The sequence below is a fragment of the Streptomyces rectiviolaceus genome, assembly GCF_039533825.1.
Taxonomy (GTDB): domain Bacteria; phylum Actinomycetota; class Actinomycetes; order Streptomycetales; family Streptomycetaceae; genus Streptomyces; species Streptomyces rectiviolaceus.
Genome location: NZ_BAAAUG010000135.1, coordinates 1 through 12,373, shown reverse-complemented (window position 1 = coordinate 12,373; position 12,373 = coordinate 1). Strand labels below are relative to the sequence as shown.

Here is a 12,373-nt window from a genome sequence, read left to right as displayed (position 1 = left end):
CGCGACACCGAGCTGCGCACGCCCCTGCTGCTCGCCGTCCTGGGTGACCGGGTCGAGGCCGCGCGGGTCCTGGTCGCCGCCGGAGCCGACGTCGACGCCCAGGACCACCGCGCCGACAGCCCCTGGCTGGCCACCGGCGTGACCGGCAGCGTCGCCATGCTGCACGTCCTGCTTCCGGCGGGGCCCGACCTGAAGCTCCGCAACCGCTTCGGCGGGATCTCCGTGATCCCCGCGTCGGAGCGCGGACACGTCGCGTACGTACGGGAAGTCCTGCGCGTCACCGACATCGACGTCGACCACGTCAACGGCCTGGGCTGGACCGCCCTGTTGGAGGCCGTGATCCTCGGCGACGGCGGACGCGCCCACCAGGAGATCGTGGAGCTGCTGCTCGCCGCGGGCGCGACGCCCGGCCTCGCCGACCGGGACGGCGTCACGCCCCTCGCGCACGCCGAGCGCCATGGCTTCGCGGAGATCGCCGCGGTGTTGAGGGCCGCCTCGTGAAGGCGCGTCGGGCCTTCGCCACCGGGGCGTCGGCGGTCGTGGCTGCTGCTGTCCTCGCGGGCTGCGGAGTTGGAGGGGGCGGCCCCGCCGATGCCGCGCCCGCCCGGGCGACCGCCACGGCCACCCTCCCCGCGGAACAGCGCACCCCCGAAGGCACCCTCCTGGTGGCCGACTTCGGCTCGGACACCGTCACCTTCGTCGACCCCGAGCGCGGCCCCATCGAGTCCGTGAAGGTCGGCACCGCCCCCTACGGGCTGGCCGTGGGGGAGGACGGCCGCGCCTGGGTCGCCACCGCGGATGCCGTGGCCGTCGTCGACACCAGTACCCGTGAGCGCGTCGACCGCATCCCCTACGAGACGGACAGCGGCCCCGCGACGACCGGCGAGTACCGCGGCGGCGGCATGGGCATCGCCCTCTCCCCGGAGGGCGAGCATGTCTACGTGGGTGTCAACGTCCCTGACGGCAAGGGGACGCTGGAAGTCATCGACACCGAGAAGCGCGAGGTCACCGACACCGTGCCGGTCGGCAGGCGCCCCTTCGACGTGGACGTGTCGAAGGACGGCCGGGAGGTCTACGCGACCAACCACGACTCCTTCGACGTGACGGTCGTACGCGCCGAATCCCTGAAGCCCCGCCGCATCGAAGTCGCCCCCTACGGCACGGAAGGCGGCCTCGGCTCCTGGCTCAAGCCGCACTACGCCGCCGTACGCCCCTCGGACGGAAAGCTCCTGCTCCCCTTCGAGGGCGAGAAGCTCGTCGTGCTCGACCCGCGCACCGGCGAGTCCGGCATCGAGCCGATGACGGCCGACACCCATCAGCACGGCGCGCGGATCACCGACGAAGGCACGCTGTTCGCGGTCGGCACGGGACCCATCGACCCCTCGTCGGACAAGGGGCCCTCGCTGACGATGCGTACGAAGGACGGCGAGGAGAAGGTCTTCCCGCTCGAAGGACCGCACGAGGACGTCGCCGTCTCCGAGGACGGCGGCACCGCCTACGTCAGCGGCGGCTTCACCCGCGACGGATTCTGGAACGGGATCACCGTCGTCGACCTGGAGAGCGGAGACACGCGCCGCCTCCCGGCAGGGGAGCGCCCGTTGGGCATCGCGGTGCTCTAGGCCACACCTGCCCCTGAGGACGTGCCCTCCGGACCGCGGGCGGGACGCGTACCCCGAACATATGCCGCATAAGATCACAGCCGTGCACCTACGATCCTCGGCGCTCCGCGGCACTTCCGCCGCCGCCCTCACCGCCCTCGCCCTCACCGCCTGCAGCGGCTCCGGAGTGCACGGCACGCCCGGAGCCGACGGCGTGCGTGACCCGTACTTCCCGAAGCTGGGCAACGGCGGCTACGACGTCGCGCACTACGACCTGACCCTCGGGTACGACCCCGACGCGCGCCACCTCACCGGCACGGCCGAGGTCACGGCGCGCGCCACCCAGGACCTGAGCGCCTTCAACCTCGACCTCAAGGGTCTGACGGTGAAGGGCGTCACCGTGGAGGGGAAGGACGCCTCCTTCCACCGCGACGGGCAGGAGCTGACGATCCGTCCGCCGGACGACCTCGACAAGGGCGAGACGTTCCGCACGATCGTGCGCTACTCCGGCAGCCCGGAGACCATCACCGACCCGGACGACTCCGAGGAAGGGTGGCTGCGGACGGAGGGCGGCGCTCTGGCCCTTGGCGAGCCGACTGGCTCGATGGCGTGGTTCCCCGCGAACAACCACCCGTCGGACAAGGCGTCGTACGACATACGCGTCACCGTCCCCAAGGGCCTGAAGGCCATCTCCAACGGCGAGTTGACCCGCGAGTCGACCAAGAACGGCCGCACCACCTTCGCCTGGCACAGCGCGGAGCCGATGGCGAGCTATCTGGCGACGGTGGCGATCGGGCCGTACGAGGTGAAGAAGTCGACGACGAAGTCCGGCATCCCGGTACTCACGGCGGTCGAGCCCTCCGAGGCCAAGGACAGCGCGAAGGCGCTCGCCCGGATCCCCGAGATCATGGAGTGGCAGGAGCTGAACTTCGGCCCCTACCCCTTCTCGTCGACCGGCGCGATCGTCGCCCGCGAGGGGGACGCGGGGTACGCCCTGGAGACCCAGACCCGCCCCACCTACCCGGGCGCCCCCGAAACCGGACTCATCGTCCACGAGCTGGCCCACCAGTGGTTCGGGAACTCCGTGACGCCCAAGTCCTGGCGGGACATGTGGCTCAACGAGGGCTTCGCGACGTACGCCGAGTGGCTCTGGCAGGAGGACCACGACGGCGACAGCGTGCAGGAGATCTTCGACCAGATCTACGCGGGCGACTACTACGAGGACAAGGAGGACAACGACGCCATCTGGGCCTTCCCGCCCGCGAAGCCGCCGTCCGCCGCGAACATCTCGGACAGCCCGGTGTACGAGCGGGGCGGCATGGTCATCCACAAGATCCGCCGGGCGGTGGGCGACGACACCTTCTACGACATCGTGCAGGGCTGGACGAAGACCCACCGCCACGGCAACGCGGACACCGAGGACTTCACGCGGTACGTGGAGCGGCACGCGGGCAGTGAGGCGGCGCGGGGGAGGGTCCGCGCGATCTGGGGCCCGTGGCTGTACGGGGACGGTAAGCCGACGCGGCCGTAGAGACTTCCGGTGCGCCCGTAGGGACTTACAGCAGCGGCTTGCGCAGCACGGCGCAAGGGCGGTTCGCTTCGAGATCGTTCCGGTGGTCGATGGTCTCGTACCCGAGCCCGCTCCAGAAGGCGAGCCCGGCGTCGTTCCCCGCGAGCACCGCGAGCCGCACCCCGGTGCGCCCGTCCGCCCGGAAGCGCTCCTCGATCCGCCCTGCCAACTCGCTGCCGAAACCCCGGCGTTGCTGCCCGGCGTCGACCATGAGCAGGCCGATCCACGGGTCCGGGTCTGCGGGGTCGGGATGCCGGTCCAGCGTGATGCCGATCCCGACGACCCGGCCCTCGGAGCGGGCGACGAGCACCCGCGCCTCCGGCTCGGCAAGCTCGTCCGCGAGCGCGGCGGCGACCTGTTCGGGCCGGATGTCGTCCGGGTCGGGGAAGTCCCCGGAGAGGGCGTGGAAGACGCGGTTCGACGCGTACAGGGCGGTGAGCTCGGTGAGCAGCTCGCCGGGGAGCGCGCCGTCCTCCCCGGAGGTGAGCGGTTCGAGGATCATGCGGCGCAGGTTAGCTGTACTCAGCCCTGCGCCTTCAGGGATTTGAAGGCGCGCGTCTGTTCCACGATCGCGCGCTCCGTGGGGAGGCGTTCGATCGACGAGGCGCCGAAGAATCCGACGATTCCCGTGGTGCGGGAAAGGACGTGGGCCGCGTCCTCCGGTTCCGCGATGGGGCCGCCGTGGCACAGGACCAGGACGTCGGGGTTCACACGCTTGGCCGCGTCGTGCATCTCCTGGACCGCGGCCGCCGCCTGGTCGAGGGTCAGGGCCGTGCCCGCGCCGATCGAGCCCTTCGTCGTCAGGCCCACGTGGGGGACCAGGACGTCGGCGCCCGCCCGGGCCATGTCCGCCGCCTGGTCGGGGTCGAAGACGTACGGGGCCGTCAGGAGGTCGCGGGCGTGGGCCTCGCGGACCATGTCCACCTCCAGGCCGTAGCCCATGCCCGTCTCCTCGAGGTTGGTGCGGAACGTGCCGTCGTACAGGCCGACCGTCGGGAAGTTCTGGACGCCGGTGAAGCCCATCAGCTTCAGCTCGTCCAGGAAGCGGCCCATGTCCCGGAACGGGTCCGTGCCGCACACCCCGGCAAGGACCGGGGTGTGCCTGACCACCGGGAGCACCTCCCTCGCCATGTCCACCACGATGGCGTTCGCGTCGCCGTACGGAAGCAGGCCCGCGAGGGAGCCGCGGCCCGCCATGCGGTAGCGCCCCGAGTTGTAGATGATCAGGAGGTCCACGCCGCCCTCCTCCGCGCACTTGGCGGACAGGCCCGTGCCCGCTCCCGCTCCGATCACCGGGCTGCCCTGCGCCACCTGGGAGTTGAGGCGGGCCAGCGCTTCCTTGCGGGTGATCTGCGTCATTAGCTTCTCCTCGGGTGAAGTCGTGCGGCACGGTGATTCGTGTGTCACGGCGTCGGCTTCAGCGCGCGTGCGCCGATCAGCTCGTGCAGGCGGTCGGCCATCGCCACCGCGAACTCCGTGTCGTTGATGTGCGCGTCCAGCTCATGCAGGCGTACGCCGCTGCCCCGCACCGTCGTCCGCAGCGCGTCGAGCCCGGCCGCGTCCGCCGCCGTGTCCTCGAACGGGCCGCCTTCGACATCCACCGCCGATACCCCGCGCAGCGGCCAGAAGAATTCGACGGGTCCGCGCGCGGCGGCGAGCCGGTGGCCGAGGGTGGCGCCGAGCGCGGCCATCTCCTCGGCCGTCGTACGCATCAGGGTGACCGTGGGGTTGTGGACGAGGAGGGTGCGGTCCGCGAAGCGGGCCGGGACCGTCGGCGCGGGGCCGAAGTTGACCATGTCGAGGGCGCCGGGGGCGACCACCTGCGGGATGCCCGCGCGGCCCGCCGCGGTGAGGCGCTCCGGGCCCGCCGAGAGGACGCCGCCGACCAGCTCGTCGGCGAGTTCGGTGGTCGTCAGGTCCAGTACGCCGTCAAGCAGGCCGTCGGACGCCAGCTTCTCCACCGCACGGCCGCCCGCGCCCGTCGCGTGGAAGACCAGGACCTCGTAGCCGAGCGCGTCGAGGCGGGCGCGGGCCGCGTCGATCGCGGGCGTCGTCACGCCGAACATCGTCGCCGCGACCACCTTGCGGCCGCGGCCCGCCAGTTCGTCGTGGTTGCGCTCGAAGCGGCGTGCCATGCCCGCGGCAGCCGCCGCCGCGTTGCCGAGGACCTGCCGGGAGACCGCGTTGATGCCGGAGATGTCCACGACGCTGTACATCAGGGTGATGTCGCTACTGCCCACGTACGGCGCCACATCACCGCCCGCCATCGTGCTGACGAGGACCTTCGGCACCCCGATCGGCAGCGCGCGCATCGCCTGCGCGGCGATCGCCGAGCCGCCGCTGCCCCCTGCGGCGAGCACCGCGTGCAGCTTGCCCTGCCGGTGCAGGTCGAGCACCACCTCGGTCACGCCGTCGGCCATCGCGGCCACGGCCGCGCCCCGCTCGCCCGTACTCCGCAGCTTCGCCAGGTCGTGCCCGGCCGCGCGGGCCACGGTGTCGGCCGGCACGTCGGGGGCGGGGATCTGGTCGGGCGGGGGCAGTATGCCGGTGTCGATCAGCAGGGTGTCGCTGCCGTACTCCCTGAGCCGCTCGCGCAGCCAGGCGTACTCCGCGCCTTTGGTGTCAAGGGTTCCGACCAGCACCACGGTCGCCATGGCCCTCACACTCCTTCAAGTGGTGGGTGGTGCTGCCGATCCTCCGGCCCCGGAGCCGTCGCGGCAACCACGAGGGGCCCCGGCGGAGATTCCGCCGGGGGCCCTCATGAACTGCTCTATGAACCTCAGACGTTGACGCCGAAGTCCTGCGCGATGCCGACGAGGCCGGACGCGTAGCCCTGGCCCACCGCGCGGAACTTCCACTCCGCGCCGCTGCGGTACAGCTCGCCGAAGACCATGGCGGTCTCGGTGGCGGCGTCCTCGCTCAGGTCATAGCGGGCGATCTCGGTGCCACCGGCCTGGTTGATGATGCGGATGAAGGCGTTCCGCACCTGGCCGAAGTTCTGCGAGCGGTTCTCCGCGTCGTAGATCGAGACCGGGAAGACGATCTTGTCGATGTCGGCCGGGAGGCCCGCCAGGTTGACCTTGATCTGCTCGTCGTCGCCCTCGCCCTCACCCGTGACGTTGTCACCGGTGTGCTCGATGGTCTGGTCCGGCGTCACCTTGTTGTTGAAGAAGACGAAGTGCTGGTCCGAGAAGACCTTGCCCTGCGGGTTCACCGCGATGGCCGAGGCGTCCAGGTCGAAGTCGGTGCCAGTGGTGGTACGGACGTCCCAGCCGAGGCCCACGGTGACGGCGGTCAGGCCCGGAGCCTCCTTGGTGAGCGAGACGTTGCCACCCTTGGACAGGCTTACTGCCATTGTTGGGAGTCCCTTCCCTCGTTGCGTACGAACGGGCTTCGTACTGGGGACGAAGCTACCGTCACCCCTATGAACGTCGACCGGGGTCCCAGAGGTTCCAGCTCCTTTTACTTTCTTTACTCGCCTCTCGCGTCCCTCCTGCCACAAGCGGGGCTCGCCGTAAATACGGGTGACGTGGACCGGACAGACGCGGGACGATAGGACGCATGTCCGGTCCCTATGTCATCCGCGGCTCCGTCTCCCTGCCCGAGGCCGAGCTCATGTGGCGCTTCTCGAGGTCGTCAGGGCCGGGCGGTCAGCACGTCAACACCAGCGATTCGCAGGTGGAGCTGCGATTCGACCTGGCCAACACGGAAGCGCTGCCTCCGGTGTGGAAGGAGCGCGCCCTGGAGCGGCTCGCGAGCCGCCTCGTCGGCGGTGTCGTCAGCGTGCGGGCCTCCGAGCACCGTTCCCAGTGGCGCAACCGCGAGATGGCGGCGACCCGCCTGGCCTCGCTGCTCGCCGAGGCCACCGCGCCGCCGCCGCGCCCCCGCCGCGCCACGAAGATCCCCCGTGGGATCAACGAGCGGCGGCTCCGCGAGAAGAAGCAGCGCAGCCAGACCAAGCGCGGCCGCTCGGGGGAGGGCTGGGGCTGAGCCCCCGCCCGGTCGGCGCCCGGAGGGCAAAGACGCACTCGCAAAGACCGTTCAACCGAAAACCATCAGCCCAGCTGTCGGTACTTCCCCTTGAAATAGGTCAGCGGGCCCCCGTCGGCGCTCGGCAGAGCAGCCGAAAGTACTCGCCCGATGACGAGGGTGTGATCGCCCGCTGTCACTGTCTGTTCGGTCCGGCACTCCAGCGTCGCGAGCGCGCCGCCGATCAACGGCGCCCCGGATGTCTCTCCCCGGGTGTAGGGGATGTCCTCGAAGAGCAGCCGGTCGCTGATCCTGCCCTTCATCGCGAACCGTCCCGCGATGTGGCGCTGGCTCTCGGAGAGCACCGAGACGCCCCACAGCGGCTGCTCGGCGAGCAGGTCGTCCATCCGGGAGCCCTCACGCAGGCTGACCAGCACGAGCGGCGGGTCGAGGGACACGGAGAGGAAGGCGGTCGCGGTCATGCCGACGTCCTCGCCCACCGGCGCCTGGGGGTCGTCCGCGTCGAGCGACGGCTCGCAGGCGGTCACCAGGACCACACCCGCGGCGAGCCGTGACATGGCGGCGCGGAACTCTTCGTTGCTCACCCCCACAGGATGCCCGTCGAGGGACGGGGCGCGGGGGGAGGGAGGGGCGGGGGGAGTCGCGGGAGCGCTCTCCGGAGATGTCTTCAGTACGGGAACCACGGGAGAGACGCTAGCCCCGCCGCCCCGGTCGCCACATCGGGCCGAGGGCCGAGACCGGGCCTAGGACCGATGGCCTAGCGGGTCGCCGACGCCCTCACCGGGCGTGCTGCGGCCAAGTGGACTGGACCAACGAAGGCTTCCCATCTGTGACTTGAGTCACAGGACCCATATTTTGTTGACCCTGTGTACCGGGTGAGCTGCTCGCTGTGATTCAGTGACGGTGGCAATCAGACACTGAGAGAACTCAGGTACTGAGAGAACAGTAAGGGCGCTGCGAATCCTGGAGTTGCTGTCGAGGTCTCGGGGAGAGCGAGCAATGGAGACCGAGTCGGAGCCGTACGTCCGTCTTGCGACCCTGCGGCAGCTGCATCAGGTGGTGGCGGATCTCAACACGGCCCGGAGCCTGGCGGACACGCTGCAGACCGTCGCCGACGGCGTGGTCAACGGCCTTGGCTATGAGCTGGCGTGCGTCAATCTCGTGCGCCCTGACGGCGACCTCGTGGTCGCCGCCTTCGCGGGCAACACCGCCGCCGAGGCCCTCATCACCGGCCGGGTCGGCTCCCGCGACGCCTGGGAGAAGCGGCTCTCCATGGGCGAGGCCTGGGGCGCCCTGAGGTTCATCTCGTACACCGAGGGCTGGGTCCTCGACGAGGACGACGTCCCGCAGTGGTACACCGACGGCCCCGAGCCGCGCTTCGAGGACGAGTGGCACCCCGCGGACCGCCTCTTCGCGCCGATGTACGCGACAGGCGCGGCCGGCGGCGAACTGCTCGGCGTGATCTCCGTGGACCGGCCCCGCAACGGCCGCAGGCCCGGCGCCTGGGGCCGCGAGGCCCTCCAGATGTACGCCTTCCAGGCCGCCATCGCGATCAGCAACGCCCGGCTCCGCGCCAACATGCAGCGCGCCCTGGTCCGCCTGGAGCGCGAGCAGCAGGCGCTGCGGGCCAGCGAGGAGTCCTTCCGCCAGGCCTTCGAGTACGCCCCCTCCGGCATGGCCATCGCCGAGATGGGCGGCGACCAGCACGGGCGGATCCTGCGCACGAACGACGCGCTGTGCCGCCTGCTCGGCCGCCCCGCGTCCGCGATGCGCCGCTACTCCTTCTCCGACCTGGTCCACCCCGAGGACATCGGCACGCTCCTGCGGACCTCCGCCGAGGGCGGCAGGGCCGAGCTGCGCCTGGCCAGGCGCGACGGGACGTACGTCTGGGTCTCCCTGCGCAACTCCGTCGTCGCGGACGCCGCCGACGGCCCGCGCTTCCTCCTCACCCACGTCGAGGACATAGAGGAGCGCAAGCGCCGCGAGCTCCATCTCGCGCACCGCGCCTCACACGACTCCCTGACCGGCCTGCCCAACTCCGCGGAGCTGCGCTCGCGCCTCAGCGCCCGGCTCTGTCGCAGGCCGCACGCGGGCCAGCCGAGCGCGGTGGACTCGCTGGACGCGGCGTACGACGGCGTGTACGACGCGGACGGGCAGCACAGCTTCGACTACGGCTCGAACAACGCGCACGCCCTGCAGCAAAGCGGCGAGGGCTTCGACCACCACGTGCACACTGTCGCGCCGCCCGAGGGGCACGGGGACACGGACGACGGCACCAAGGGTCTCGCCGTGCTCTTCTGCGACCTCGACGGCTTCAAGTCGATCAACGACCGCTTCGGGCACCACACCGGTGACGCCGTCCTCATCGAGGTGGCCAGGCGTCTCACCAGCGGTGTTCGCGACGGGGACACGGTCGCCAGGCTCGGCGGCGACGAGTTCGTCGTCCTCGCCGACGGGCTCGGCCGCGCCGACGCGCAGGACCTCGCGGTGCGGCTGCGGAACGCGATCATCCCGCCGATCCGGGTTGATGGGCGTGCGGTCCGGGTAGGCGCCAGTTTCGGCATCGGCTGGGCGCACTGCGGGATGTCGGCAGACGAGGTGTTGCACTCCGCTGACCAGCGGATGTACGTGGAGAAACGGTCCCGTGCCAAGCAGCACAGGCGGGCGGGCTGAGGGTCCTGATGAGGTCAACGCCACCCCGTGACCTCACTCGGAGCGGGTAGGCTCCCCCGGTCAGCGATATGAGGGAGTGACCTGGGAATGACGCCCGGCAATAACGGCGAGCACACGCCGAGCGCGCCAGAGGGCGACGACGATCCGTTCGGCTATCTGTACGAAGACGGACAGGCGGCCGGCGCCACCCCGCCCAGCGGCGGGGGCGGCTACGGGTACCCGGGTCCCCGCTCCTCGTCGTACAACCACGTGCGCGCGGTCGGTGACCGCCGTCCCAATACCTACGGCACGCAGGCCGCGCCCACGTACGGCCAGCAGGTGCCCCCGCAGCAGCAGGCCTACGGCCAGCCGAACGCGCACTACGCCGCCCCGGAGGCGCAGCCCGGCGGAGCCCCCGCGGCACCGCAGTACACCCCGGCCTCGCGCGGCTCCGGCGGCCGCAGCGGCGGCCCCAACACCAAGGGCCTCCTGATCGCCGCGGTCGCGATCGTCGCGGTCGTCGCCATCGGGATCGGCGCCGCGATGATGTTCGGCGGCGGCGACGAGGGCGACGACAAGGCCGCGAGCGGCGGCTCGACGCAGGGCGAGACGGTCAAGCCCACCGACAAGCCGACGAACAACCCGGCGAACCCGGCCGAGCTCCCGAAGACGGACGCGAAGGCGCTGAAGCTGGAGGGCGGCGCGGCCACGTCATCGGACGTCAAGGGCGCGAAGGCCGCGGGCGGCTACTACGTCGGGGGCTTCAACCAGGTCGGTGCCAAGGTTTCCTGGACCGTCAGCATCAAGAAGGCGGGCAGCTACCGGCTGTACGTGCGGTACGGCATTCCCGGCGAGGACGCCGACGCCACGCTCAACGTCAACGGCAAGCCGAACGCGCAGCCGCTCGGCATGAAGAACTTCATCTCGTCCCCCAAGGGGGACTGGGAGAAGGGTTGGCAGACGACGTGGGCCCCGGTCGACCTCACCAAGGGGACGAACGTGATCCAGCTCGAGTGCGCCGAGGGCAACACGTGCGACGCCAACCTCGACCTGCTGACACTGAAGAAGTGACGCGTACGGGGTGACCCGGGCGTCCGGCATGACAGAGGCGTCGGTGGTCACCGTCCACGGACGGTGACCACCGACGCCTCTTGCCGTGTGATGCCAAGTGCCGAAGCCGTCGGCTAGGCGACGCGGCCCCACTCCATGCATCGGCTGGGCCGACCTTCCGCGCCCCCGTGCTCGCCTTCTCGCGGACGCTGGTGTCGCCGTAGTTGTTCCAGCCGCCGCCCCACTCCTGAGCCGCCCCGCGTACTGACGGAGGTCTCGGCGGACCTGGAGTCGGCGCTATGACGCACTCATGCCAGCAACCCCAGGAACCCCGCCACCGTCCCGGCCATCGCCTCGCGGGCCGGGGCGAGGTACTTCCGGGGGTCTACGCCTGTCTCATGGGTGGCGAGGTACTCCCGTACCGCTCCCGTGAACGCCGTGTTCAGGGCCGTGCCCACGTTGATCTTCACCATGCCGGATGCGATCGCCGCCCGGATCTCCGTGTCCGGTACGCCACTTGAGCCGTGGAGGACCAGCGGGACCGGGACGGCGGTCGTGAGGGCGGCTATCAACTCGTGGTCCAGTGATGCCGTGCGTGATGTCATCGCGTGGGAGGAGCCGACTGCCACCGCCAGGGCGTCGACGCCCGTGTCGGCCACGTATGCCGCCGCCTCCGCGGGGTCCGTCCGGACGCCCGGAGTGTGTGCGTCCAGGGGGGCCTCGCCCTCCTTGCCGCCCACCTTTCCCAGCTCCGCCTCGATCCAGATGCCCCGCTCGTGACCCCAACGCACGGCCTCCGCCGTTGCCTTGACGTTCTCGTCGTACGGCATCTTCGACGCGTCGAACATCACCGAGCTGAAGCCCTCGGGGTGCGCGGCCCGCATGAGTTCCGGGTCCGTGACGTGGTCCAGATGGAGGGAGAGGGGGGACGAGGAGCTCCTCGCCACCGCCGCGGCCGCCGCGGCGATCGCGGACAGGTCGCCGCCGTGGAACTTCACGGCGTTCTCGGAGATCTGGAGGATCGCGGGGCTGCCCGCCTGCTCCGCGCCCGCGGCGATCGCCTCCGCGTGCTCCAACGTGATCACGTTGAACGCGGCGACTCCGCGCCCCGCCGCGCGCGCGTCGGCTACCAGGTCGCCGGTGGATACGAGTGGCACGATGAATGTCCCCAATTCCTGGGCCGGCACGGCCCGTTGTGCGTCGCCCACGCGGTGACGCGTGTTCTCACGCCGCGGTGGCCTCCCCGGTCACCGCGACCCGCGCGAGCAGGTCTTCGTACGTCGATGCCACGAACTCGCCCGCCACCGGGGACTCGACGGTCGCCGCGGACAGCGCCACGGCCCGAGCGAGGCGCTGTGGCCACGGGAGTTCCTCCACCAGGCCGGAGAGCAGGCCCGCGACCGCCGAGTCGCCGGCGCCGGTCGGGTTGCCGTGCACGCGGGTGGGCGGGGCCGCCTGCCAGGTGCCCTCAGGCGTGACGGCGCGCAGGCCCTCCGCGCCCAGGGACGCCACC

The 12,373-nt window shown here is 71.1% G+C and carries 13 protein-coding genes; 6 read left to right on the top strand and 7 right to left on the bottom strand.

Annotation, left to right across the window (positions count from 1 at the left end; genetic code table 11):
• From ABD378_RS32470 to ABD378_RS32460, 3 genes are all read left to right on the top strand, one after another.
• A partial coding sequence (locus ABD378_RS32470; RefSeq protein ID WP_344526767.1) for an ankyrin repeat domain-containing protein occupies nucleotides 1-501 on the top strand: 501 nt, incomplete at its 5' end.
• Nucleotides 498-1,619 carry a YncE family protein gene (locus ABD378_RS32465; protein WP_344526765.1) on the top strand — a complete coding sequence of 374 codons (1,122 nt, stop codon included), beginning with the start codon at nucleotides 498-500 and terminating at the stop codon, nucleotides 1,617-1,619. The genes ABD378_RS32470 and ABD378_RS32465, both read left to right, overlap by 4 nt.
• 61 nt (nucleotides 1,620-1,680) lie before the next feature.
• A complete protein-coding gene (locus ABD378_RS32460; RefSeq protein ID WP_386544670.1) occupies nucleotides 1,681-3,129 on the top strand; it encodes a M1 family metallopeptidase in 1,449 nt (482 codons plus the stop codon).
• 25 nt (nucleotides 3,130-3,154) lie between these two features.
• On the opposite strand, the gene ABD378_RS32455 is transcribed toward ABD378_RS32460, so the two are convergent.
• The 4 genes from ABD378_RS32455 to ABD378_RS32440 form a co-directional block, all read right to left on the bottom strand.
• A complete protein-coding gene (locus ABD378_RS32455; protein ID WP_344526761.1) occupies nucleotides 3,155-3,670 on the bottom strand; it encodes a GNAT family N-acetyltransferase in 516 nt (171 codons plus the stop codon).
• Nucleotides 3,671-3,690: 20 nt separating this feature from the next.
• Nucleotides 3,691-4,527, bottom strand: a complete 837-nt coding sequence (locus ABD378_RS32450; protein WP_344526759.1) for a phosphoenolpyruvate hydrolase family protein — start codon at nucleotides 4,525-4,527, stop codon at nucleotides 3,691-3,693.
• Nucleotides 4,528-4,571: 44 nt separating this feature from the next.
• Nucleotides 4,572-5,822 carry a Tm-1-like ATP-binding domain-containing protein gene (locus ABD378_RS32445; RefSeq protein WP_344526757.1) on the bottom strand — a complete coding sequence of 417 codons (1,251 nt, stop codon included), beginning with the start codon at nucleotides 5,820-5,822 and terminating at the stop codon, nucleotides 4,572-4,574.
• Between the two features lie 125 nt (nucleotides 5,823-5,947).
• Nucleotides 5,948-6,523 carry a TerD family protein gene (locus ABD378_RS32440; protein WP_249589187.1) on the bottom strand — a complete coding sequence of 192 codons (576 nt, stop codon included), beginning with the start codon at nucleotides 6,521-6,523 and terminating at the stop codon, nucleotides 5,948-5,950.
• Nucleotides 6,524-6,720: 197 nt separating this feature from the next.
• Between ABD378_RS32440 and arfB the strand changes: the two genes are divergently transcribed.
• Nucleotides 6,721-7,158 (top strand): alternative ribosome rescue aminoacyl-tRNA hydrolase ArfB, encoded by a 438-nt coding sequence (gene arfB / locus ABD378_RS32435; protein ID WP_344526797.1) that lies wholly within the window; start codon nucleotides 6,721-6,723, stop codon nucleotides 7,156-7,158.
• Between the two features lie 65 nt (nucleotides 7,159-7,223).
• Here the strand turns inward: arfB and ABD378_RS32430 are convergent, their stop codons facing one another.
• A complete protein-coding gene (locus tag ABD378_RS32430) occupies nucleotides 7,224-7,715 on the bottom strand; it encodes a flavin reductase family protein (RefSeq protein ID WP_386546767.1) in 492 nt (163 codons plus the stop codon).
• Nucleotides 7,716-8,157: 442 nt separating this feature from the next.
• Here ABD378_RS32430 and cdgB point away from each other — a divergent pair, with 442 nt between their 5' ends.
• A complete protein-coding gene (cdgB, locus tag ABD378_RS32425) occupies nucleotides 8,158-9,831 on the top strand; it encodes a diguanylate cyclase CdgB (protein ID WP_344526755.1) in 1,674 nt (557 codons plus the stop codon).
• An 87-nt stretch (nucleotides 9,832-9,918) separates the two neighbouring features.
• A complete protein-coding gene (locus tag ABD378_RS32420) occupies nucleotides 9,919-10,881 on the top strand; it encodes a CBM35 domain-containing protein (RefSeq protein ID WP_344526753.1) in 963 nt (320 codons plus the stop codon).
• Between the two features lie 287 nt (nucleotides 10,882-11,168).
• Here ABD378_RS32420 and ABD378_RS32415 read toward each other — a convergent pair whose 3' ends face one another.
• Entirely contained in the window at nucleotides 11,169-12,017 is an 849-nt protein-coding gene (locus ABD378_RS32415) for a class II fructose-bisphosphate aldolase (protein WP_344526751.1), read from the bottom strand.
• A gap of 67 nt (nucleotides 12,018-12,084) precedes the next feature.
• Nucleotides 12,085-12,373, bottom strand: a 289-nt coding sequence (locus ABD378_RS32410; protein WP_344526749.1) for a PfkB family carbohydrate kinase, incomplete at its 5' end; no start/stop codon positions are given.

What these genes read in the sequence shown, in the direction of transcription:
- ABD378_RS32460 (WP_386544670.1), top strand. Translation starts at nt 1,681, where the DNA reads ATGCCGCATAAGATCACAGCCGTGCACCTACGATCCTCGGCGCTCCGC.
- ABD378_RS32445 (WP_344526757.1), bottom strand. Translation starts at nt 5,822, where the DNA reads ATGGCGACCGTGGTGCTGGTCGGAACCCTTGACACCAAAGGCGCGGAG.
- ABD378_RS32430 (WP_386546767.1), bottom strand. Translation starts at nt 7,715, where the DNA reads ATGTCACGGCTCGCCGCGGGTGTGGTCCTGGTGACCGCCTGCGAGCCG.
- ABD378_RS32440 (WP_249589187.1), bottom strand. Translation starts at nt 6,523, where the DNA reads ATGGCAGTAAGCCTGTCCAAGGGTGGCAACGTCTCGCTCACCAAGGAG.
- ABD378_RS32455 (WP_344526761.1), bottom strand. Translation starts at nt 3,670, where the DNA reads ATGATCCTCGAACCGCTCACCTCCGGGGAGGACGGCGCGCTCCCCGGC.
- cdgB (WP_344526755.1), top strand. Translation starts at nt 8,158, where the DNA reads ATGGAGACCGAGTCGGAGCCGTACGTCCGTCTTGCGACCCTGCGGCAG.
- ABD378_RS32420 (WP_344526753.1), top strand. Translation starts at nt 9,919, where the DNA reads ATGACGCCCGGCAATAACGGCGAGCACACGCCGAGCGCGCCAGAGGGC.
- ABD378_RS32450 (WP_344526759.1), bottom strand. Translation starts at nt 4,527, where the DNA reads ATGACGCAGATCACCCGCAAGGAAGCGCTGGCCCGCCTCAACTCCCAG.